This window comes from Oceanicella actignis, assembly GCF_900111545.1.
In the GTDB taxonomy this organism is placed as follows: domain Bacteria; phylum Pseudomonadota; class Alphaproteobacteria; order Rhodobacterales; family Rhodobacteraceae; genus Oceanicella; species Oceanicella actignis.
Map to the genome: position 1 here is coordinate 1 of NZ_FOHL01000006.1, position 21,665 is coordinate 21,665.

Consider the following 21,665-nt stretch of genomic DNA (forward strand, 5'->3'; position numbering starts at 1 on the left):
CCCGGTCGCCCTTCGACACCCCCATCGCCCGCAGAACGTTCGCAAAGCGGCACACCTGGCGGTGAAGCTCGGCGTAGGTGATGTGTTCGCTCACCCCCGGATCGTCCGATTCCCAGATGATCGCCGTCTGGTCCGCCCGCTCCTTCAGGTGACGGTCCACGCAGTTCGCGCACACGTTCAGCGTCCCGTCCTCGAACCAGCGGATCGACACGTCGGGATACGCGAAGGACGTGTTCTTCACCTTCGCATACGGCCGGATCCAGTCCAGCCGACGGCCATGCTCGCCCCAGAAACCCTCGGGATCCGAGATCGAGCGCGCATACATCCGCTCGTAGCCCGCCGCGTCAACATGCGCGCGCGACGATATCTCGGGCGGAATCGGGTAGGTCCTGGGTTCGGTGGTCTCGCTCATCAGGGTTCCTCCGGTCTGCGGTCTGAAGCGCCGCGGGCGGGCGCGGCGTCGGCGCGCCCGGCCCTGTTGACCCGAGGTCATAGCACAATTCGCAAAGAATTGCGCAACTTTCTGACCCTGAACGATTTTTTTGTAAATTTCCATACCGATGCGACGTCAAGAATGTGAATTCTTGACGCGCCGGCTCAGAATCCCGCCGCCTCGAGCGCGAACAGCCAGAACGACGCCGTCGCCACCGAAGCCGCCGTCGCCATCAGCACCGTCGAGGCCGCCACCGCCGTCGCGCGCTGATACATCGCCGCGAAGACATAGGCGTTGATCCCCGGCGCCATGGCCGCCGTCACCACCGCCGAGCGCACGAACTCGACCGGCAGCGCGAACACCCATCCCGACAATACAAGGGCGATGGCCGGATGCACCAGCAGCGACAGGACCGAGACCATGATCCCCTCGCCCAGCCCGCCGCGGATCGCATAGCGCGTCAGCGCGCCGCCCAGCCCGAACAGCGCCGCCGGAAGCGCCGCGCGCGCCAGCATCTCGACCCCCGCCAGCGCCGGCTCGGGCAAGGCGAAGCCGCTCACATTCGCCGCCAGCCCCAGCGCCAGGCCGATGGTCAGCGCGTTGCGGAACATCGTCCCCCCCACGGCGCGCAGGGTCGCCGCGACGCCGCGCCCGTCGGCGCGCACGGTCTCCATCGCCAGGATGCCCACCAGATAGCATAGCGGCGCATGGATCGAGATGATCACGTAGTTCCCCGCCACCGCATCCGCGCCATAGGCGCGCTGGGTGATCGGCAGCCCCAGCAGCAGCGAATTCGAGAACAGCGCCGCGAAGCCGATCGCGACGCTCTCGCCCGGGCGGCGGCCGAACAGCCGCCACGCCCCCAGCGCCCCCAGCGCGAAGCACAAGAGCGCCCCGGCGTAGAAGCTGACCAGAAGCCGCCAGTCGTATTGCGCGTGCAGGTCCAGCCGATACATGCCCAGGAACAGCAGGCACGGCACGCCGAAGCGCATGGCGAAGGCCAGCACCCCGTCCACATGCGCCGGCTGGAAGAAGTTGGCGCGCGCGGCGCCGTAGCCGCCGGCGACCACTACGAAGACCGGCAGGATGATGCGCAGGATGTCCAGCATCGCCGCCCTCAGGCGTCCGCCGCGGCGTCGGCCGGCGGGAAGGCGTCGGGAAAGACCAGCGTCATGCCGTCATGGGCGGGCTCGACATGGTCGGGCGTGCGCGCGGCGACCTCGTCATAGTCCATGTCGATGTGCATGTTGGTCAGCACCCCCCGCCGCACGCCGGCGCGGGCGATCCAGGACAGGGTCTTGTCCAGATGCGCGTGGGTGGGATGGGGCTTGTAGCGCAGCGCGTCCACGATCCAGGTGTCGGCGCCCTCGAGCGCGGCCCAGGCCTCGTCGGTCATCTCGTGCACGTCGGGCAGATAGACCGCCGGCCCGATGCGAAAGCCCAGCGCCGCGATCGCGCCGTGATCGACGGCGAAGGGACGGAAGGGAATCGGCCCGCCGGCGCCGTCGATGACGAACGGCCCCTCGATGGTGCGCAGGTCGAGGATCGGCGGATAGGGCGAGCCCTCGGGCTGCACGAAGGCGTAGCCGAAGCGCCCGATCAGGGCGTTCTGCGTCTCGGGCGAAGCATAGACCGGCAGGCGCGCGCGGCGGTTGAAGACGATCATGCGCAGATCGTCGAGCCCGTGGACATGGTCGGCGTGCTCATGCGTGTAGAGCACCGCGTCCAGCAGCCCCACCCCTGCATCCAGCAGCTGCCGGCGCAGGTCGGGCGAGGTGTCGATCAGCACCCGCGTGACGCCCTGCGGCCCCTCGCGCTCGACCAGCAGCGAGCAGCGCAGCCGCTCGTTGCGCGGGTTGGTCGGGTCGCACGCCCCCCACAGCCCGCCAAGGCGCGGCACGCCCCCCGACGAACCGCACCCCAGGATGCGCAGGCGCAGGGTCATGCCGTGGCCTCCTGCGGCGCCCAGGCGGCGGCCTTGGCGAAGAGGCGCTCGAAATTGGCGGTGGTCGCGGCGGCGAACGCCTCGAGCGACAGGCCGAACAGCTCGGCCCCCACCTGCGCCGTCAGCGCCACATGGGCCGGCTCGTTGCGTTTGCCCCGATGCGGCGGCGGCGCCAGGTAGGGCGCGTCGGTCTCGACCAGGATGCGGTCGAGCGGCGCGTCGCGGAAGATGGCGCGCAGCGCGTCGCTGCGCTTGAAGGCGGCGATGCCGGACATGGACAGGTGGAAGCCCAGCGACAGGGCCTCTTCGGCCAGCGCCCGGCCGGACGAGAAGCAGTGCATCACGCAGCCGAAGGCGCCGGCGGCGCGCTCTTCGCGCAGCACGCGCGCCACGTCCTCGTCGGCGTCGCGCGCGTGGATGATCAGCGGCAGCCCGGTGCGGCGCGCCGCCTCGGCATGCACGCGCAGGCTTTCGATCTGGGCGTCGCGCGTGTCGGCCGAATAGTGCAGGTCGATGCCCGTCTCGCCGATGCCGACCATCTTGGGGTGGCGCGCCAGCGCGACCAGCGCCTCGACCGTAGCCTCGGGCGAGCGGCCGACATTCATCGGGTGGACCCCGACGGCGTAGAAGACCGGGGCGTGCGCCTCGGCGATGGCGCGCACGCGCGGCTCCTGGTCGAGACGGGTGCAGATGCTGACCATCCGCGTCACCCCCGCGGCCTGCGCGCGCTCGATCACCTGAGGCAGGTCGTCGGCGAAGTCGGGAAAGTCGAGGTGGCAGTGGCTGTCCGCAAGGACGGGAGGCATGGGCGGCTCCGGCGTTCGTGACCCGATGCGCGGCGGCGCCGGCTTGCGGCGTCAGGCCTGCCGCGCCGCGCGGGCGGCGGCGGCGTCAAGCGCCAGCAAGGTATCGAGCATGATCTGCGCCGGGTCAAGATTGACCGCGCGCGCCGCGCGCGCGCGCGCCGGCGCCGTCATGGCCGCCTCGGCCCAGATGCGCGCGCGCGCCTCGCCGCCGCCCAGCCGCCGATGCAGGGCCTCTTCCTCGGGCGTCGCCGCTTCGGGCGCCGCGCCCAGCGCCGCGCCGCGCGCCAGCCGCGCCAGCAGCAGCGCCAGAAGGCGCAGCGCGGCGTCGAAGCGTTCCTCGCCCGCGGGGCCGGCGCACTCGGCCGCAAGGCGCTGCATCTCGACCCGGTCCATGCCAGGCGCGCCGGCCAGGAGCCGCGCCAGGCGCCGGAACAGCGCCGGTCCGTCGGCCGCGCGCAGCCGCAGCGCCTCGCCCGCCGAGCCGGCCGCCAGCGCCGCCAGCGTCGCCGCCTCGTCCGAGGCCGGATCCAGCCCGATCGCGCGCGCCAGCGGCTCGGCCGCAAGCGGCCGCAGCGCCAGGCGGCGGCAGCGCGAGCGGATGGTGGGCAACAGCCCCGCCGGCGCGTGGCTGACCAGCAGGAACAGGCTGCGCGCGGGCGGCTCCTCGATCAGCTTGAGCAGCGCGTTGGCGGCGCTGGGGTTCAGATCGTCGGCCGAATCCACGATCGCCGCCCGCCAGCCGCCATCGGCGGCGGTGCGGCGGAACAGCTCGGCCATGGCGCGGGCGTCCTCGACCACGATCTGCGCGCGCAGGCGCTTGCGCGCCGGGTCCCAGCCGCGGCGCAAGAGCCGCAGCCGCGGCTCGGCCAGCGCCGCGGCGCGGCGAAAGACCGGATGCGCGGGATCGAGCGCCAGGCTGTCGGGCGCCGGCCCCTCGGCGCCGCCTTCGGACCAGGCCAGCACCGCCCGCGCGATGCGCCAGGCCAGCGTGGCCTTGCCGACGCCGCGCGGCCCCTCGAGCAGCCAGGCGTGGTGCAGACGCCCGCCGCGCCAGGCGTCCAGAAAGGCGCGCTCGGCGGCCTCCTGCCCGAACAGCGCGACCGCCTCGCGCGGGTGGGGGGCGCCCTCGACCCGGTCGGGCTCGGGCGGGGCGGCCTCGGGCTCGATCTCGGCCGGGCGCCTCATGCGCGCGCCTCGAACAGCGGCGCCGCGGCGGCCCAGACGCGCGCGGCCACGGCCTCTTCGTCGCCCTCGGCGTCGATCAGGCGGCAGCGGGCGGGGTTGGCGGCGGCCAGATCGCGGAAAGCGGCGCGCACCCGCGCCTGAAAGGCCAGGCCGAAGCGCTCGAAGCGCTCCTCGGCCGTGCCGCGGGCCAGGCCGCGCGTCAGCCCCGTGCGCGGCGCGATGTCGAGGATCAGCGTCAGATCGGGCTCGATCCCGATGGCCAGCGCATGCAGCGAATCGGCCAGCTCGGCGCCGGCGCCGCGCACCACGCCCTGATAGACGCGGCTCGAATCGGCGAAGCGGTCGCACAGCACCACCGCCCCGCGCGCAAGCGCCGGCGCGATGGTGCGCTCAACATGATCGCGCCGCGCGGCGTTGAAGAGCAGAAGCTCGGTCACCGCCGACCAGCGGGCCGGGTCGCCCTCGAGCACCAGGCGGCGGATCTCTTCGGCGCCCGGCGCGCCGCCCGGCTCGCGCGTCTCGACCACCTCGCGCCCCTGGGCGCGCAGGCGGGCGGCCAGGCGGCGCAGCTGGGTCGTCTTGCCGGCGCCGTCGGCGCCCTCGAAGCTGAGGAACACGCCGCGCGCGCTCACCGCGCGCCCTCCGCGCCCTCGCCGGCGACATCCTCGGCCGCCTGGCTGAGCGCGCGCATGGCCCGGGCGAAGACAAGGCGCGCGGCGGCCTTGAAGCGCTCGGGGAAGCCGCCCTCGGGCACGGCTTCGGCCGCCACCACCGGGACCTCGATGGGCGCCATGTCGGGGGCCTCGATCACCAGCCGCGCCACCTCCTGCCCCCTGGCCACCGGCGCCTCGAGCGGACCTTCGTAGACGATGCGCGCGCGCAGTTTGTCGCGCGCGCCCCAGGGCACGGTGGCGACCACGTCGCGCGCGACCGTCAGCGGCGCGCTGGGGCGCGCGCCCAGCCACACCTCGGCCTCGCCCAGGATCTGCCCGGCGGCGTAGAGCTTGCGGTTCACGAACTCGCGGAACGCCCATTTGACCAGGCGCTCGGCCTCGAGCGCGCGGGCCTTGGCGTCGGGCAGCCCGCCGATCATCAGGATCACGCGCCGGTCGCCGCGCCGGGCCGACCCGACCAGGCCGTAGCCGGCCTCTTCGGTGTGGCCGGTCTTGAGCCCGTCGGCGCCGACATCGGCGAAGAGCAGCGGGTTGCGGTTGCGCTGGCGGATGCCTTCCCAGGTGAACTCGGTCTCGGCGAAGATGGGGTAGTATTGGGGGAAATCCTCGATCAGCCGCTGCGCCAGGGTCACCAGATCGCGCGGGGTCATGCGCTGGCCCGGATCGGGCCATCCGGTGGCGTTGGCGAAATGCGATCCGCGCAGGCCCAGCTGCCGGGCGCGCTCGTTCATGCGCGCGGCGAAGGCCTCCTCCGAACCGGCCAGGCCCTCGGCCAGCACGACGCAGGCGTCGTTGCCCGACTGGACGATGACGCCGCGCAGAAGGTCGGCCACGCGGATCGCGTCGCCCTCGCGCGCGAACATCTTCGAGCCGCCCATGGCCGCCGCCCGCGCCGAAACGCGGAAGCGATCCTCCATGGACAGGCGGCCCTCGGCCAGCGCCTCGAAGACCATGTAGACGGTCATCAGCTTGGACATCGAGGCGGGCGGGATCGGAACGTCGGGGTCGCGCGCCAGAAGCTCGGCCCCCGTGCCCGCATCGATCACCAGCGCGGCCCGCGCGGCGGTGTCGAGCGCGCGCGAGGGCGCGGCGGAGCCAAGCGCCAGCGCGGCGAACAGGGCCGCGGACAGGGTTGCGCGCAAGATGGGGCGCAGGCTGGAACGCAGGCTGGAACGCAGGCTGGGGCGCGGCGGGCGGGAGGCGGCGGAGCGCGGCGTGGCGTCAGGCATTGCGCTGTCCTTCTCGTGCGGCGGCGCCGGTCATCGGCGCACGCGCATGGCGTCGGGAAAGCCCGCGGCGCGGGCAAGGTCCAGGGCGTCGCGCGCAGCGCCCTCCCGGGCGAAGGGGCCGAGCAGCAGACGCACCCAGCCGCCCTCGGGCGCGCCGACGCGCACCGGCAGCCCCTGGGCGGCGAAGCGGCGCGCGGCAGCCTCGGCGTTCGCCGGGTTGCGGAAGCTGGCCACCTGAACATAAGGCCGTTCCGGCGCCTCGGCCAGATCCGGCGGCACGTCCGCCTGCGCGCCCTGCGGCGCGGCGGCGCCAGCCTTGGACGACGGCGCGCCGCGCGCCGTCTCGGCGCCGGACGCCGGCGCGACGCGGCGCGGCGCCACGCCCCCGGGCGCGTCGGCGCGCAAGACGGCCCCGGGCGAGGCCGAAGCCGCCTCCGGCGACGCGATGGGCGGCGAGGAGGGCGGCGGGGCGGGCGACTGGGCGGGCGACGGGACGGGCGAAGCGGCGGGGGACCGGCGAGGCGGGGCCGCGGCGCCCGCGCCCGTTCCGGCCTCGATGGGGCGGGCGGCGCCTGCTTGCGCAGCCGTGGCGGGCGCCGGCGCCTCTTGCCTTGCCGGGGCCGGCGGCGCAGGGGCGGCTCCGGCGAGCGCGGGCGCGGCGGCCGCATCGCCCCCCGCCGTCCCGGCGCCGGCGGTCGATGGCTGCGCGGCGGGCGACGCTCCGAGGGCCGAGCGCCCCGCCTCGGCCCGCGGCGCGCCGGCCGCCTTGTGCGCCTCGGCGCCCGGCCGCGCTTCGGCGCCAGGCGGCACGCCAGGGGCCTGCGCGCGCGCCTTGGCGACATCGCCCCCGCCCGCCGCCGCCCCCTCCTCGCCGGCCGCCCCGGCGCGCGCTCCCGACGGGGCGGGCGCGAGCGCGGTCAGGCGCACGCGCGCCACCTGCCCCGGTTCGATCCCCAGCGCGCGCGCCGCCTCGGCCGAAAGCAGGATCGAGGGGCCCGCCAGCCATCCCTCGCGCCCCAACAGCGCGCCGTCCACGAAGGCGCCGCCGTCGAGATTGCGGATGCGCCCGCGCAGCGGACCGCGGATGCCCGGATGCGCCGCCCACACGCCGCCGAGCGAGGGCGCGCCGTCCCACAGCGTCAGCCCTTCGACGTCGAAGCCGGCGGGATCCTCGATCAGGGAGGCAGGGGCCAAGGGGGCGGCCGAGGCGGGGGGGTGCGACGACTCGCGCACCGCCTCGGGCGGCGTCGAGGCCGGCGCGGCGCCCTCGCGCCCGTCGGCCGGCGATGGCGCCGCCGCCCCATCGCGCGCCGTCGCAAGGCCCGCCGCGTCAAGCCCCGCCGCGCCGGGCCGCAGGTCGGGCCGCACAGGCCCTGAGCCCGGCTGCGGCGCGCAGGCGGCGGCGAGCAGCGCCGCGCACGAGGCCAGGGCGCAGCGCCCCGGCGCGGCCCGCGCGCTGGGCCGGGCGCTGGGCCGGGCTGCGCCCGGCAAGGGGCTCGGCGCGCGCGCCCTCACGGCTCCAGATGCAGATGGACGCGCCTGTTGCGGCGGCCCTTCTTCTCGATCTTGCCCAGACGAACGCCCCCGATCAGCCCGGTGCGCGCCACATGCGTGCCGCCGCAGGGCTGAAGGTCGATCGGCGCCTCGGCCGGGCCGATGCGGATCAGGCGCACGCGCCCGGCGCCGACGGGCGGCCGCACGCTCATGGTCTTGACGAGGCCGGGATTGGCCGCGAGCTCTTCGTCCGAGATCCAGGTCTCGGTCACGGGGTGATCCTGCGCCACAAGCTCGCGCAGCCGCGCCTCGAGCGCGTCCCTGTCCTCGGGCGCCTCGGGCATGTCGAAATCAAGCCGCCCGCGATCGGCGGCGATCTGCCCGCCGGTCACCGGCAGCGGAATGACCACCGACAGCAGGTGCAGCGCTGTGTGCACCCGCATGTGGCCCAGGCGCCGCTCGGCGTCGAGGCGCTGCATCACCTCGGCGCCCGGCGCGGGAACGGGGGCGCCGGGTTCGAGGATCAGAAGGCTTTCGTCGCGCCCCGCGCCCTTGAGCGTGTCGGCCACGCGCGCCGCGCCGCCCGCCCATTCGATGACCCCCGTATCGCCCGGCTGGCCGCCGCCGCGCGGATAGAAGATCGGAGCGTCGAGGACCACGCCCTCGGGGCCCGAGGCCAGCACGCGGGCCGGCGCCTCGAACAGCTCGGGGCGCTGACGCCAGAGCGGCGCGGGCGCGCTCATGCCGCGCCCCCCTCGCCGCCGCCCGAAGGCGCCCCGTCGCCCGCCGCGCCGCGCTCGGCCAGCAGGGCGCGCAGCGCGTCCACGTTGCGCAGGTTGAGGTCGCGCTGCGGGAACGGGATCTCGATCCCCTCCTCGCGGAAGCGGCGCTCGATCTCGAAATTCATCTCGCTGCGCACGCTCACCACCGTGTTCACATCGCGCAGATAGGCGCGGATCTCGAAGTTCAGGGCGCTGTCGCCGAATCCCTGGAACACGACGAAAGGCGCAGGATAGCCCATGGTCAAGGGGTGCGCGCGCGCGATCTCGAGCAGGATCCGCTCGACCTTGCGCACGTCCGAGCCATAGGCCACCCCGACCGGCACGATCACCCGGCCGATCGTGTTGCCATGGGTCATGTTCAGCACCTGGCTCGAGATGAGCTCGGAATTGGGCACGATCAGCGTGGCGCGGTCGAAGGTCTCGATCTCGGTCGCGCGCACGGCGATCTTGCGCACCGTGCCCTGGCGCCCGCCGACCTCGATCCAGTCGCCGGTCTTGACCGGGCGCTCGATCAGCAGGATCACCCCCGAGACGAAGTTCGACACGATGTTCTGAAGGCCGAAGCCGATGCCCACCGACAGCGCGCCGGCGACGATGGCCAGGTTCGACAGGTCGAGCCCCGTGGCCGTGATCGCCGCCAGCCCCGCCACCGTGTAGCCCAGATAGCCCACGCCCGAGACCACCGCCGCCCGCGCGCCCGTGTCGAGCCGCGTGTTGGGCAGCACCGAGCCGCGCAGCACCGCCTGCACAAGCCGCGTCGCGCTGACGCCCAGCACCAGCACCACGGCGAAGGTGAGGAAGTCGAGCGGCGAGAGGCGCACGTCGCCCACCGCAAAGCCGCCGGTCAGCATCCGCCACCATTCGCTCAGATCCGAGGGCCGCGCGCCCCAGACCAGCGCCAGCAGCGGCAGCTCGACGCACAGAATGGCGAAACCCGCCAGGATCGGGATCAGGCGCAGGCCGCTGTTCTCGTCCCCGCCGACCAGGGCCTCGACCGCGTCGCGCACAAGGCGCTGCAGCACGATCCCCGCCCCGATCAGCCCCACCGTCAGGATCGGCGGCTCGGTCAGATAGCGCGAGGCCGCATAATAGCCCGCGGCCGCAAGCAGCACGCTCAGCGGCGCGCACAGCCGCAGCCCCAGCGCGCCCAGCGCCTGCGCGCGCCGCACCAGCTGGGATTGCTCGGCGACGGCCTCGTCCTCGGCCGCCAGATCGTCGCCGCCTGCGCCGGCGGGGGCGGCCGGATCGGGCCGCACATGGCGCGCGAAGGCCAGCATCGCCGTCGCGCCCAGCGCCGTCACGCCAAGGTTCCACACCGCCAGCGTGTTCGGGCTCAGCCCCAGCGCCTGGCCGCCGCGCAGGAAAAGCTGCGCGCAGAACAGCGCCAGCCCCAGCAGCATCGTGGCGCGAAAGGCGCTGCGCGCCTCGCGGTCGTCGGCCGAGGACAGCCGCAATTCGGGATCGTAGGGCGCGTAATAGGCCAGGCCGATCGCCCGCGCGCCCAGAAGCGCGATCAGCGCCGGCGCCAGCGCGTCGGCCAGAAGCCGCCCCGTCGCCCCCGTCAAGCCGCCATGGCGCAGGATCAGCACCAGCCCCGCCGCCGCCGCGGCCGGCGCCAGCACGCGCACCGTCGCGGCGAAGACCGCGACCAGCAGGCGCCGCCCCCCGCCCGCGCCCTCGAGCATACGGCGGAACATGGACGAGGCGCGCGCGCGCATCGCCGCCGCCGCGCCCGCCGCGGCGATGACCAGCCCCAGCAGCAGCGGCAGGCGGTCCTCGCGCTGACGCGCGCGCACCGGGTCGCTCCAGGCCTGGCGGACCTCGGCGGCCACGCGCGCGCCGAACTCGGCCGTCTCGGCCAGGGCCGGGCGCCAGACCTCGGGCGACAGGGGCGTGGGGCCGCGCGTCAGCAGCTCGCGCGCGAAGCGCTCGCGCACGCTGGCGTCGATGCGCGCGATCAACGCGTCGGCCAGCGCGGCGGCCTGCTCGGCCTTGCGCGCGCGCCCGTCTATCTGGGCCAGCTTCTCGTTCAGCGCGGCGCGCTCGGCGGCGACCGATTCGGCCTCGGTCGCGCCCTCGGCGGGCGGCGGGCCAAGCGCTTCGAGCTGGGCGCGCACCGGATCGGCGTCGGCGCGGATCTTCTGCGCCAGAGCGCGCGCCGCAATCCGCGCCGCGTCAAGCTGCGCGCGCAGCTCCTCCAGCTCCTGGGTCGTGACGGCGGGGTCTTGCAGCAGCTTCTCGGCGCGGGCGGCAAGGGCCTCCCAGTCGGCGACCTGCTGCGCCTCGGCGCGCTGGGGATCGGCCTCGCGCGCCGTCGCCGGCGCGCCAAGCGCGGCGACGGCCAGCAGAGCGCCGGCCAGCAGCGCGCGCAGGATCTTCAGCTTCATGGCGGAATTCTCCGTGCTCCCGCCGCGCGGTCAGACCTCCTCGAACACCGTCGGCAGCTCGGGCGCCGGCGCCTCGAGCCAGTCGGGCGTCGGAAGTCCCTTTTCGCGCAGGAAGGCGGGGTTGAACAGTTTGGACTGGTAGCGCGTGCCGTAGTCGCACAGCACCGTCACGATGGTGTGGCCGGGCCCCATCTCCTTGGCCATGCGGATCGCGCCGGCCACGTTGACGCCGGACGAGCCGCCCAGGCACAGGCCCTCTTCGCGCAGAAGGTCGAAGATGACGGGCAGCGCCTCGGAGTCGGGGATGTTGTAGGCCATGTCCACCTCCAGCCCCTCGAGATTGGCGGTGATGCGCCCCTGGCCGATGCCCTCGGTGATGGACGAGCCCTCGGCCTTCATTTCGCCCTTGGTATACCAGCTGTAGAGCGCGGCGCCGTCCGGGTCGGCCAGGCCGATCTTGACGTCGGGCTTGCGCGCGCGCAGCCCCGCGGCGACGCCCGCCAGCGTGCCGCCGGTGCCGACGGCGCAGATGAAGCCATCGACCTTGCCGCCGGTCTGCTCCCAGATCTCGGGCGCGGTCGAGTCGATATGCGCCTGGCGGTTGGCCACGTTGTCGAACTGGTTGGCCCAGAAGGCGCCGCCGGGCTCGGTCCGGGCCAGGCGCTCGGCCAGGCGGCCCGAATAGCGGACGTAGTTGTTGGGGTTGCGATAGGGAACGGCGGGCACCTCGACCAGCTGGGCGCCGGCCAGGCGCAGCATGTCCTTCTTTTCCTGGCTCTGGGTCTCGGGGATCACGATCACGGTGCGAAAGCCCATGGCCCGCCCGACCAGCGCAAGCCCGATTCCCGTGTTGCCCGCCGTGCCCTCGACGATCGTGCCGCCGGGGCGCAGAACGCCGCGCGCGACCGCGTCGCGGATGATCCACAGCGCCGCGCGGTCCTTCACCGACTGGCCGGGGTTCATGAACTCGGCCTTGCCCAGGATTTCGCAGCCCGTCAGCTCGGAAGCCTTGCGCAGGCGGATCAGCGGCGTGCCGCCGATGGCGTCGGGCATGTCCTTGCACAGTCTCATCGCGTGGATCTCCGTCATCGTCGCGCAGGCGCCATACCTAGCCTTGCCGGGCGCGGGCGGCAACCGGCGCGCGCAGGCGCCGGCGGAGCGAAGCGGGGAATTGCGCGCCGCTCGTCATCGGCGGCCGCGCCGCCCCGCGCCCGTCGGCGCGCCGCGTCCGCCGCGGCCGTGGGCGTCCGGCGCGCCGCCCTCGGGCGCGCGGGGCTTGGCGCCCTCGGGCGCGCGGGGCTTGTGGGCCGGGCCGGGCTTGCCCGCGGGCGCGGGCGAAGCGGGGCGCGCGGCCTTGCCCTGCGGCGCGCCGTCCTCGCGCCCGCGCAGGCCGCGGCCGCGCCGGGCGCCCTTGCCCGCCGGGGCCGACGCCTGGCCGGCCTCGCCCTCGGGGCGCGGGGGCGCGGGGGCGCGGTCCGAGGGATCGATGGCGATGCCCAGCTGCTCGCGCAGCACCTTGGGGCGGATCTCCTCGACGGCGCCGGGCGCAAGATCGCCCAGCTGGAAAGGCCCGTAAGAGATGCGGATCAGCCGGTTGACCAGAAAGCCCAGCGATTCGAGCGCGCGGCGGATCTCGCGGTTGCGGCCCTCGCGGATGCCGATGGTCAGCCAGGCGTTGGCGCCCTGCTGGCGGTCGATGGTCACGACCATGGGCTGGAAGCGCTCGCCATCCACCGTCACGCCGCGCTCGAGCGGGGCCAGCGCCTCGGGCGTCGGCGCGCCCTTGACGCGCACGCGATACTTGCGCAGCCAGCCCGTCGAGGGCAGCTCGAGCCGCCGCTTGAGCGCGCCGTCGTTGGTCAGCAGCAGCAGCCCCTCGGAATTCAGGTCGAGCCGGCCCACCGACATCACCCGCGGCAGCTCGGCGGGCAGGCTGTCGAACACCGTCGGGCGGCCCTTTTCGTCGCGCGCCGAGGTCACCAGCCCGGCGGGCTTGTGATAGCGCCACAGGCGCGGGCGCTCGGGCGCCGCCACCGGCTGGCCGTCCACCTCGATCCTGTCGTCGGGGCCGACATTGAGCGCCGGGCTGTCGATGCGCCGGCCGTTCACCTTGACGCGCCCCTCGGCGATCATGCGCTCGGCCTCGCGGCGCGAGGCGACGCCCGCGCGCGACAGGCGGCGCGCGATGCGTTCCATTTCGTTCTTTTCGCTGGTCATGGCCCTCACTACGCCGCGCGCGCCGCGGCGCCAAGAGCCGTCTGCGCGCCCTTGCCAATCGCCGCGCAAGGGCGAAGATTGAGGCATGACCGCAACGCCTCCGCCACCCCGGCCCGACGCAAGGCCCCGAACGCGCCCCGACCGGGGCCCCGCGGCCGGTTGCGAAGCCTCGGCGGGCCCGCTGCAGGCCGCGCGGGCGGGCGCGGCGGCGCCGCGCGAGGCCGGCGCGCGCGGCCCGGACGGACCCGCCCCACGCATCGCCGCCGCGCCCGCAGACGCGCCCACCGTCGCGCCACCCGTCGCGCCAGCCCTCGCCCCCGTGCGCTGGCTGCGCACCGCGCGCATGAGCGGCCGCCCCCTGGCCGAATCCGATGCGCCCTTCCTGCGCGCGCTGTTCGCCGATCCGGCCGTGGGCCCTCTGGTCAGCGCCGAGCGCCGCCCCTGGGACGCGGCGCTGGCGGCCGAGGCCGCGGCCGATTACGCGCGCCACTGGCGCCGGCGGGGCTGGGGGCTGCGCCTGTGGATCGAGGGCGGGCGCGCGCGCGGCGTCGCCGGCTTCAACATGTGCGAGATCGGCGGCGTCGAGGCCGTCGAGGCCAGCTTCGCCTTCGTGCCGCGCGCCCAGGGCCGCGGCCTGGCCGAAGAGGCCATGCGCGCCGCGCTGGACGAGCTGCGCCCCCCGGTCGTGTGGGCGGTGATCCATGCCGACAACGCGCCCTCCGAGCGGCTCTTGCGCAAGCTTGGCTTCGCGTCGGCGGGCGCGCTGCCCGCCGAGGGGCCCGAGGAGGTCGCGCCGCGCGCGCGGCTGCTTTTCGTGCGCGCGGCGCAGGGCGAGGCGCCGCCGCGCGCCCCGGGCGCCGGCGCGCGAACCCCCGGCCCGACGACATGAGCGCGCCACGATCCGCGCCGCCCCGCGCGCCCCAGCCCCCCTTTCGCAGCCACATGGCGCTGGCGCTGGACGAGGCGCGCGCCGCGGCCGCGCGCGGGGAAACCCCCGTCGGCGCCGTCATCGTGGACCCGCGCGCCGGCCGGATCGTAGCGCGCGCGGGCAACCGCACGCGCGAGCTGCGCGATCCCACCGCCCACGCCGAAACCCTGGCCATCCGCGCCGCCTGCGCGGCGCTGGGATCCGAGCGGCTGCCGGGCCTCGACATCTACGTCACGCTCGAGCCCTGCCCCTTCTGCGCCGCCGCCATCGCCGCCGCGCGGCTGGCGCGCGTGTATTACGGCGCCGCGGACCCGAAATCGGGCGGAGTCGAGCAGGGGCCGCGCATCTTCGACCACCCGCAGTCGCACCACCGACCCGAGGTCTATGGCGGCATCGACGAGGCCGCCTCGGCCGCCCTCCTGCGCGCCTTCTTCGCCGCCCGGCGCGGCTGAAGACGCCCCAGCGCCGCCCCTGCCCGCATCGCCGCGGGCCGCCCGGGCGCGAGCCGCACGGCGGCGCCGCGCGGGGTGCGCCTTGCGCGCCGGCTGGCCCGCCCGCGTTACGCCGCGCAGGCCCGCCGCCGCCCCGCTCCGCGGCCCCCGCGCGGCGCCCGATCCGGCGCCCGCGCCCATCCGCCGCATCGCGCCGCGGCCCGCGCGCGGGGCGCGAATCCTGCGCCGCCGCCGCGCGCCGCGGGCGGGAATGTCGGCGCGCCCCGCGCTCGGCCCCCTCTGCGGGCCGTCGCGGCGCGCGCTCAGAGCTCGAAGGGAACCATGACCTCGGGCTCGAGCACCTGAACCCCCGGCAGCTCGGCCTTGAGCACCTCGGCGTCCTGCGCCAGCAGCGGGAAGGTCTTGTAGTGGCAGGGGATGACCGTCTTGAAATCGAAGAAGGTGCGCGCCGCATAGGCCGCCCGCCGCTGATCCATGGTGAAATGGCCGCCGCAGCACAGGATGCCGATCTCGGGCCGGTGCAGATCCTGGAAGATCGCCATGTCGGCCATCACGTCCGTGTCGCCCGAGAAGTAGATCGTGCGCCCCTCGCCGGCGATCATGAAGCCGGCCTCGGTCCCCGAATAGGGCAGATCCGGCCCCGACGAGGAATGCGTCGCCGAGACCATGGTCACCGCCGTCTCGCCCAGCGCGACCGTGCCGCCCTTGTTGAAGCCGATGGTGGGCACGCCGCCGGCGACGCGGAAATGCTCCATCAGGTCGTAGATGCCCACGATGGGCGCGCCCGTGGCCTTCGAGATCTCGACCGCGTTCGCGCTGTGGTCGCCGTGGCCATGGCTGATCAGGATGTGCGTGGCGCCCACCACCGCCTCGTCGAATCGGGCCTCGTCGAACATCGGATTGCCGCGAAGCCAGGGATCGACCAGCAGAACCTGGTCGGCGATCTCGATGCGGAAGCCGGAATGGCCAAGCCATGCGATCTTCATGAGTGCTCCTCCTGCCGCGATTGCCGTATCGCTTCGGTCCGCTATCATCGCCCCCGAACGGGCCGCTGGCAAACCCCGCGCGCAAGGGGCGCGGCGGGCCCCCGACGCGGCCGCATCGATGCGGGCGAGCGAAACGAGGAAGCGGAATGGCATTCGACCCCTACCGGCACATCGACGATTATTGCGAGCGCGTGGACGCCGCCTTCTGGGGCGAGCCGCTCAACGCCCTCACCAACGCCGCCTTCCTGATCGCCTCCTGGGTCTGCTGGCGCGCGGCGCGGCGCGCGGGCGGGCCCGACTGGGCCTCGGGGCTGCTGATCGGCCTGATGGCGACCATCGGCGTGGGCTCGTTCCTGTTCCACACGCTGGCCAACGGCTGGTCGCTGTGGGCCGACGTGATTCCCATCCAGCTGGCGATCGTCAGCTACTTCTACATCATCGGCGTGCGCTTTTACGGCCTGCCGCGCTGGGGCGCGGGCGCGCTGACGGCGGGGGCGCTGGCGGCGATCTTCGCGCTGGGAACGGCGCTGACCGCGGCGCTCGGGCCGATGAACGGCTCGAGCGGCTATCTGGCCGTGGCGCTGGTCATCCTGGCGCTGGCCGCAGGGCTGGCGCTGCGCGGGCATCCGGCGGGCGGGGCGATCGCGGCGGGCATGGGGATCTTCGCCGTCTCGCTGACGCTGCGGACCATGGACATGGCCTGGTGCGAGGCCCTGCCCATCGGCACGCATTTCATGTGGCATGTGCTGAACGGCGTCACGCTGGGCTGGCTGACCCTGGCGGTCATCCGCCATGGCGGCGGCGCGCGCCGGGCGGCCGAGGCGGGGCGCTGAGCCGCGGCCGCCCAGCCCCTCGCCCCTTCGCGCCGCATCCGGGCGCGGAAGGGCTGGCCGCACGAACCGGCCGCGCGGCCCCGCGCCCGGGCGCCATGCAGGACCTTCGCCGCCGCGCGCCGGCGCCCCCGCCCGTGCGCCTCCGGGCGCCCCCGCCCATGCGCCATCCAGGCGCCCCCGCCCGTGCGCCATCCAGGCGCCCCGCCCGTGCGCCATCCCCCGCGCCCCGTCTCCGCGCCCGGTCCCTGCGACCCATCCCTGCGCCCGATCCCTGCGCCGCGCCCCTTGCGCCCCGCCCGCCCGGCGCTTAGAACCGGGCCGGATCGCGCCGGGCTTGACCGCCGCGCCCCGCCGCCGGCCCCGCGCCCGGCCTCGTCCGAACGCAGTTGACAGGATCCGCCCGATGGCCATCGACAAGGACACCGCCCGCCGCGTCGCGCATCTTGCGCGCATCAGGGTCGAGGAGACCGAGCTCGAGACGCTCGCGCGCGAGCTTTCGGGCATTCTGGAGTTCATGGAGCAGCTTGCCGAGGTGGACGTCGAGGGCGTCGAGCCCATGACCTCGGTCACGCCCATGGCCCTCAAGCGCCGCAAGGACGAGGTCACCGACGGCGGCATCCGCGACAAGATCCTGGCCAACGCGCCCGACGCGCGCGACGGCTTCTTCACGGTGCCCAAGGTCGTCGAGTGAGCCGCCGGCGCCCGCGCGCCGCGCCCTGCCGCCCGTCCCCGCACCGCACCGCCAGCCGCCCCACCGGAGCCCCGCCATGTCCGACCTGACCCGACTGACCATCGCCGAGGCGCGCGACCTGCTGCGCGCGCGCAAGATCAGCGCCGCCGAGCTGGTCGAGGCCAGCCTGGCCGCCATCGAGGCCGCCGCGCCGCTGAACGCCGCCGTCGAGATCACCGCCGAGCAGGCGCGCGAGGCCGCCCGCCGCGCCGATGCGCGCCTGGCCGAGGGCGACGCGCCCGACATGTGCGGCATCCCCATCGGGGTCAAGGACCTGTTCTGCACCGAGGGCGTGCGCAGCCAGGCGGCGTCGCGCATTCTCGAGGGCTTCCGCCCGCCTTACGAGAGCACCGTCACCGCCCAGCTTCGCGACGCGGGCGCGGCGATGACCTGCAAGCTGAACATGGACGAGTTCGCCATGGGCTCGTCCAACGAGACCTCGTGCTACGGCCCGGCGGTCAACCCCTGGCGCGCCCGGGGCTCGGACGCGCGGCTGACGCCGGGCGGCTCGTCGGGCGGCTCGGCCGCGGCGGTGGCGGCGGGGCTGTGCCTGGGCGCCACGGGCACCGACACCGGCGGCTCGATCCGCCAGCCCGCCGCCTTTGCGGGCATCGTGGGGGTCAAGCCGACCTACGGGCGCTGCTCGCGCTGGGGGATCATGGCCTTCGCCTCGTCGCTGGACCAGGCCGGCCCGATGACGCGCACCGTGCGCGACGCGGCCATCATGCTGCGCGCCATGTCCGGGCACGACCCCAGGGATTCGACCTCGGCCGACATGCCCGTGCCCGACTTCGAGGCGGCGCTGACGGGCGATCTGCGCGGCAAGCGCATCGGCGTGCCGCGCGAATACCGCATGGAGGGCATGCCCCCCGAGATCGAGGCGCTGTGGGCCCGCGGCGCCGAGATGCTGCGCGACGCGGGCGCCGAGCTTGTCGACATCTCGCTGCCGCACACGAAATACGCCCTGCCCGCCTATTACGTCATCGCGCCGGCCGAGGCCTCGTCGAACCTGGCGCGCTATGACGGCGTGCGCTACGGGCGGCGCGCCAAGCTGGCGCCTGGCGACGGCGTGACCGAGATGTACGAGAAGACCCGCGCCGAGGGCTTCGGCCCCGAGGTGCGCCGGCGCGTGATGATCGGCGCCTATGTGCTCAGCGCCGGCTATTACGACGCCTACTACCTGCGCGCGCAAAAGGTGCGCACGCTGATCAAGCGCGATTTCGAGCAGGTCTTCGAACAGGGCGTGGACGCGATCCTGACGCCGACCACCCCGTCGCCCGCCTTCGAGCTGGGCGCCATGGCCGAGCAGGACCCGGTGAAGATGTATCTGAACGACGTGTTCACCGTCACGGTCAACCTCGCCGGCCTGCCCGGCGTGTCGGTCCCCGCGGGGCTGAGCGCCGAGGGGCTGCCCCTTGGCCTTCAGGTCATCGGCCGCCCGTGGGAGGAAGGGCCGATGATGAACGTCGCCTACGCCATCGAGCGCGCCGCCGGCTTCGACGCCCGCCCCGAGCGCTGGTGGTGACGCCCCCGCGCCGCCCCTGCGCCGGGCGCCTTCCCGGCTGAGCGGGCGGGCGCAGGCGCGGCGGCGCGAGCCCGGCGCAAGGGCGCAATTCCGCGCCCCGTCCTTCAGGGCGCGAACCGCCGCGCCGCCCACCATGGCGTCCGCCCCCGCCTCGATCCAGGCGCGGCGCCCGAACCCCGCGGCCGGCGCGCAAGCGCCCCACGCCAAGCCCTGGCAGGCAAGCCTCATGCCCCCGCGCGCAAGCCTAGCCGGAACCTGCTCGATCGAGCAGGCGATCTTGTCATCTCATGCCCCCGCGCGCAAGCCTAGCCGACCGGCGACGCAGCCCTGCGCCCCGGCGCGCGGATCGCGGCGCGGGGCCGGCCGCAACGGCGGCCCGAGGCTCAGGCGCTGCGGCGGGGGCGCAGGACGTGCGGATGGGCGCCGTCGTAAAGGGCGCTGTCGCGGAAGGCGCCGGGGTCCAGCGCCCGCCCCACCAGGATCAGCGCCGTGCGCGTCAGCTTGGCCGCGCGCACCTTCGCGCGAATGTCGGCCAGCGTGCCCTCGATGAAGGCCTGATCCGGCCATCCCACCCGATAGGCGACCACGACCGGGCAGTCGGCGCCGTAGAGCGGGATGAGCTTGCGCTCGATCTCGCGCAGGTTGCGGATCGACAGGTGGATCGCCAGCGTCGCGCCGGTGCGGCCGATGGTCTCCAGATCCTCGCCCTCGGGCATGGCCGAAGACTTCATCGCCGTGCGCGTCAGGATCACCGTCTGCGCCACCTCGGGCACGGTCAGCTCGCGCCCCAGCGCCGCCGCCGCGGCGGCGAAGGCGGGCACGCCCGGCACGATCTCGTAGTCGATGCCCGCCGCGCGCAGGCGGCGGATCTGCTCGGCGATGGCGCCGTAAAGCGACGGATCGCCCGAATGCACCCGCGCCACGTCCTCGCCGCGGTCGCGGGCGGCCTCGATCTCGGCCATGATCTGGTCCAGCGTCATCGGCGCCGTGTCGATGACCCGCGCGCCGGCGGGCGCCTCGGCCACCACCGCCTCGGGCACCAGCGAACCGGCGTAAAGGCACACCGGGCAGGCGCGGATCAGCCGCAGCCCCTTGACCGTGATCAGATCCGGGTCGCCCGGACCCGCGCCGATGAACCACACCTTCATGCCGCGCTCCCTTCCTCGCGCTCCGCACCCGCGCGCGCGTCGATCCGCCTGGCGTAGCCGCGCGGCGTATACATGCGCGGCCCCTCGCCCAGCATCGCCAGGCGCGATTGCGACGAGCCCACCAGCACCACCGTCAGCATGTCCACCTCCTCGACGCGCAGCGCGTCGAGGCGCCGGTAGGCGATGCGCTCTTCGGGCCGGCCCAGCGACGAGGCCAGCAGCACCGGCGTGTCGGGCGGGCGGCGTTCGAGCAGCATGTCGCGGGCGATGGCCAGCAGGTCGCGCCGGCGGCGCGAGACGGGGTTGTAGAAGGCGATGACGAAATCGCCCTCGGCCGCCGCGCGGATGCGTTGCAGGATCGTCTCGCGCGGGGTCAGCAGATCGCTGAGCGAGATGGCGCAGAAATCATGGCCCAGCGGCGCGCCCGCCCGCGCCGCCGCCGCCTGCAGCGCCGAGACCCCCGGCGCCGAGATCACCTCGACCCGCCGCGCCGCGTCGCCGACGCCGCCCTTGTCCGGCGCGCGGTCCATCAGCTCGAACACCAGCGCGCCCATGGCGTAGATCCCCGCATCGCCCGAGCACACGATGGCCACGTTGCGCCCCCGCCCCGCGCGCTCGAGCGCGTAGCGGCAGCGGTCCTCCTCGGCGCCCAGCGGGAAATCCGCGCGCGGCTTGCCCGCCGCAAGCGGCCCGAGCAGGTCGAGATACAGGCTGTAGCCCACCAGCTCGTCCGCCTCGGCGATCAGGCGCGAGGCCTCGGGCGTGCGCCAGTCGGCCTGCCCCGGCCCGATGCCCACCAGCGCCACGCGCCCGCGCGCGCGCCCCGCCGCCCATGGCGCCGCGCCGGGACCGATGCGCGCCGCGGCGCATGTGGCGTTGGCGCTCTTGCGCTTGGGCGCGATCAGCGCGCCCTCGGGACCGGCCAGCGCCAGCGCCGCGCCCTCGGCCACGCCATGGCAGCCCACCTCGGCCAGCACCGTGGGCGAAGGGTTGGCCAGCCGCGGCGCCTCGGCTTCAAGCTGCTCGGCCGAGAACAGCCGCAGCGGCGCGCCAAGGGCGCGGGCGGTCTCGATCACCGCCGGCTCGTCGGCCTTCAGGTCCAGCGAGCCCGCGAAGGCCACCTGCAAGGGCGACAGCCCCGCCTCGCGCAGGGTGCGCCGCGCCAGATCGGCCATCTCGGCCGGATCGCAGCCGCGCGCGCAGCCCAGCCCCAGCGCAATGTCGCGCCGCCAATAGCGCAACGGCCCGGCGCCGCCCGCCGCAAGCGTCGCCGTCGGGGCCGGAGCGGCGCTTGCCGGCGCCTCGGGCGCCGCTCCGGCCGCGCCGGAGGCGGGCGGCCTGCCCGCCCGCGCAAGCGCCTCGGCCAGCCACGGCGCCTCGCCGGTCATCGCCGGCGCGGCGCCCGAAAGCAGCGCCGCGGCCACCGCCTTCGCGTCCTCGGGGTTCTCCAGCGCCCAACCCTCGGGCGGCTCGTCCAGCGCCACGCCCAGCGCCAGATCGCCCGCCGTGGTCAGCGCCGCCGCCCCGCCCAGCGCCGCGGCCAGCGCGCGCGCCATGCGGTTCGCCCCCCGGTGCCCGCCCAGCAGCGGCACGGCCGCCGAGCCGTCCTCGGCCAGCGCCACCACCGGCGGCTCGGCGCGCTTGTCGCCCAGAAGCGGCGCCAGGGCGCGGATCACGATCCCGGCGGCGCACACCGCCACGATGGGCCGGCCCGCGGCGAACAGCGCGCGCAGATGCGCGGCCGCGTCCTCGAAGGGCGCGCCCTCGTCGACGCGCCCGGCGCGTCCGTGCAGATCGGCGCCCAGCGCGCGCGCGGCGCGGCGCGCGGTCTCGAGCCCCGAGGCCGTCAGGCACAGGACGGCCGGGACCGCGCCGGGCGCATCGGCCCGGGGGCGGACCTCGGGGCCGAAG

Annotated in this window: 20 protein-coding genes; 5 read left to right on the top strand and 15 right to left on the bottom strand. The window is 75.1% G+C overall.

Features of this window, described 5'->3' with window-relative positions; all coding sequences use genetic code 11:
* From BMW67_RS10190 to BMW67_RS10245, 12 genes are all read right to left on the bottom strand, one after another.
* The coding region (locus BMW67_RS10190) for an acetyl-coenzyme A synthetase N-terminal domain-containing protein (RefSeq protein ID WP_143053720.1) at positions 1–412 on the bottom strand (412 nt) is incomplete at its 3' end.
* Positions 413–597: 185 nt separating this feature from the next.
* Complete coding sequence (locus BMW67_RS10195) at positions 598–1,542, bottom strand: AEC family transporter (protein ID WP_072747611.1); 945 nt, start codon at positions 1,540–1,542, stop codon at positions 598–600.
* Between the two features lie 8 nt (positions 1,543–1,550).
* Complete coding sequence (locus tag BMW67_RS10200; protein WP_072747610.1) at positions 1,551–2,378, bottom strand: MBL fold metallo-hydrolase; 828 nt, start codon at positions 2,376–2,378, stop codon at positions 1,551–1,553.
* A complete protein-coding gene (locus BMW67_RS10205) occupies positions 2,375–3,184 on the bottom strand; it encodes a TatD family hydrolase (RefSeq protein WP_072747609.1) in 810 nt (269 codons plus the stop codon). Before BMW67_RS10205 ends, BMW67_RS10200 begins: the two co-directional genes overlap by 4 nt.
* Positions 3,185–3,235: 51 nt before the next feature.
* On the bottom strand, positions 3,236–4,369 hold the full coding sequence (locus BMW67_RS10210) for a DNA polymerase III subunit delta' (protein WP_072747608.1): 1,134 nt from the start codon (positions 4,367–4,369) through the stop codon (positions 3,236–3,238).
* Positions 4,366–5,001 carry a dTMP kinase gene (tmk, locus tag BMW67_RS10215; protein ID WP_072747607.1) on the bottom strand — a complete coding sequence of 212 codons (636 nt, stop codon included), beginning with the start codon at positions 4,999–5,001 and terminating at the stop codon, positions 4,366–4,368. Before tmk ends, BMW67_RS10210 begins: the two co-directional genes overlap by 4 nt.
* The gene (locus BMW67_RS10220; RefSeq protein ID WP_083581364.1) at positions 4,998–6,272 is read right to left on the bottom strand and encodes a D-alanyl-D-alanine carboxypeptidase family protein; all 1,275 of its coding nucleotides are present in this window, start codon (positions 6,270–6,272) and stop codon (positions 4,998–5,000) included. The genes tmk and BMW67_RS10220 overlap by 4 nt, the downstream gene beginning before the upstream one ends.
* A 30-nt stretch (positions 6,273–6,302) precedes the next feature.
* Positions 6,303–7,466 (bottom strand): SPOR domain-containing protein, encoded by a 1,164-nt coding sequence (locus tag BMW67_RS10225; protein WP_083581362.1) that lies wholly within the window; start codon positions 7,464–7,466, stop codon positions 6,303–6,305.
* Between the two features lie 317 nt (positions 7,467–7,783).
* Positions 7,784–8,509 (bottom strand): alanyl-tRNA editing protein, encoded by a 726-nt coding sequence (locus tag BMW67_RS10230; protein WP_072747605.1) that lies wholly within the window; start codon positions 8,507–8,509, stop codon positions 7,784–7,786.
* Positions 8,506–10,935, bottom strand: coding sequence for a DUF3772 domain-containing protein (locus BMW67_RS10235; RefSeq protein ID WP_072747604.1), 2,430 nt, complete (start codon positions 10,933–10,935; stop codon positions 8,506–8,508). The genes BMW67_RS10230 and BMW67_RS10235 overlap by 4 nt, the downstream gene beginning before the upstream one ends.
* 30 nt (positions 10,936–10,965) lie before the next feature.
* Positions 10,966–12,006: a cysteine synthase A gene (locus BMW67_RS10240; protein ID WP_072747603.1), complete on the bottom strand. Its 1,041-nt coding sequence runs from the start codon at positions 12,004–12,006 to the stop codon at positions 10,966–10,968.
* Between the two features lie 114 nt (positions 12,007–12,120).
* Positions 12,121–13,152 (bottom strand): pseudouridine synthase, encoded by a 1,032-nt coding sequence (locus BMW67_RS10245; protein ID WP_083581360.1) that lies wholly within the window; start codon positions 13,150–13,152, stop codon positions 12,121–12,123.
* Positions 13,153–13,495: 343 nt separating this feature from the next.
* Between BMW67_RS10245 and BMW67_RS10250 the strand changes: the two genes are divergently transcribed.
* Positions 13,496–14,041, top strand: coding sequence for a GNAT family N-acetyltransferase (locus BMW67_RS10250; protein WP_125459031.1), 546 nt, complete (start codon positions 13,496–13,498; stop codon positions 14,039–14,041).
* Positions 14,038–14,532, top strand: coding sequence for a nucleoside deaminase (locus BMW67_RS10255; protein ID WP_072747601.1), 495 nt, complete (start codon positions 14,038–14,040; stop codon positions 14,530–14,532). The genes BMW67_RS10250 and BMW67_RS10255 overlap by 4 nt, the downstream gene beginning before the upstream one ends.
* A 302-nt stretch (positions 14,533–14,834) precedes the next feature.
* On the opposite strand, the gene BMW67_RS10260 is transcribed toward BMW67_RS10255, so the two are convergent.
* Positions 14,835–15,518, bottom strand: coding sequence for a metal-dependent hydrolase (locus BMW67_RS10260; protein WP_072747600.1), 684 nt, complete (start codon positions 15,516–15,518; stop codon positions 14,835–14,837).
* Between the two features lie 146 nt (positions 15,519–15,664).
* Between BMW67_RS10260 and BMW67_RS10265 the strand changes: the two genes are divergently transcribed.
* The 3 genes from BMW67_RS10265 (at position 15,665) to gatA (ending at position 18,606) form a co-directional block, all read left to right on the top strand.
* Complete coding sequence (locus tag BMW67_RS10265; RefSeq protein ID WP_072747599.1) at positions 15,665–16,351, top strand: ceramidase domain-containing protein; 687 nt, start codon at positions 15,665–15,667, stop codon at positions 16,349–16,351.
* Positions 16,352–16,754: 403 nt separating this feature from the next.
* Positions 16,755–17,042, top strand: a complete 288-nt coding sequence (gene gatC / locus BMW67_RS10270) for an Asp-tRNA(Asn)/Glu-tRNA(Gln) amidotransferase subunit GatC (RefSeq protein WP_072747598.1) — start codon at positions 16,755–16,757, stop codon at positions 17,040–17,042.
* A 76-nt stretch (positions 17,043–17,118) separates the two neighbouring features.
* On the top strand, positions 17,119–18,606 hold the full coding sequence (gatA, locus tag BMW67_RS10275) for an Asp-tRNA(Asn)/Glu-tRNA(Gln) amidotransferase subunit GatA (protein ID WP_072747597.1): 1,488 nt from the start codon (positions 17,119–17,121) through the stop codon (positions 18,604–18,606).
* 383 nt (positions 18,607–18,989) lie between these two features.
* Here gatA and cobM read toward each other — a convergent pair whose 3' ends face one another.
* Together cobM and cobJ are read right to left on the bottom strand one after the other, a co-directional pair.
* Positions 18,990–19,754 carry a precorrin-4 C(11)-methyltransferase gene (gene cobM / locus BMW67_RS10280; RefSeq protein WP_072747596.1) on the bottom strand — a complete coding sequence of 255 codons (765 nt, stop codon included), beginning with the start codon at positions 19,752–19,754 and terminating at the stop codon, positions 18,990–18,992.
* Positions 19,751–21,610 carry a precorrin-3B C(17)-methyltransferase gene (cobJ, locus tag BMW67_RS10285; RefSeq protein WP_072747640.1) on the bottom strand — a complete coding sequence of 620 codons (1,860 nt, stop codon included), beginning with the start codon at positions 21,608–21,610 and terminating at the stop codon, positions 19,751–19,753. Before cobJ ends, cobM begins: the two co-directional genes overlap by 4 nt.
* Positions 21,611–21,665: the final 55 nt, after the last annotated feature.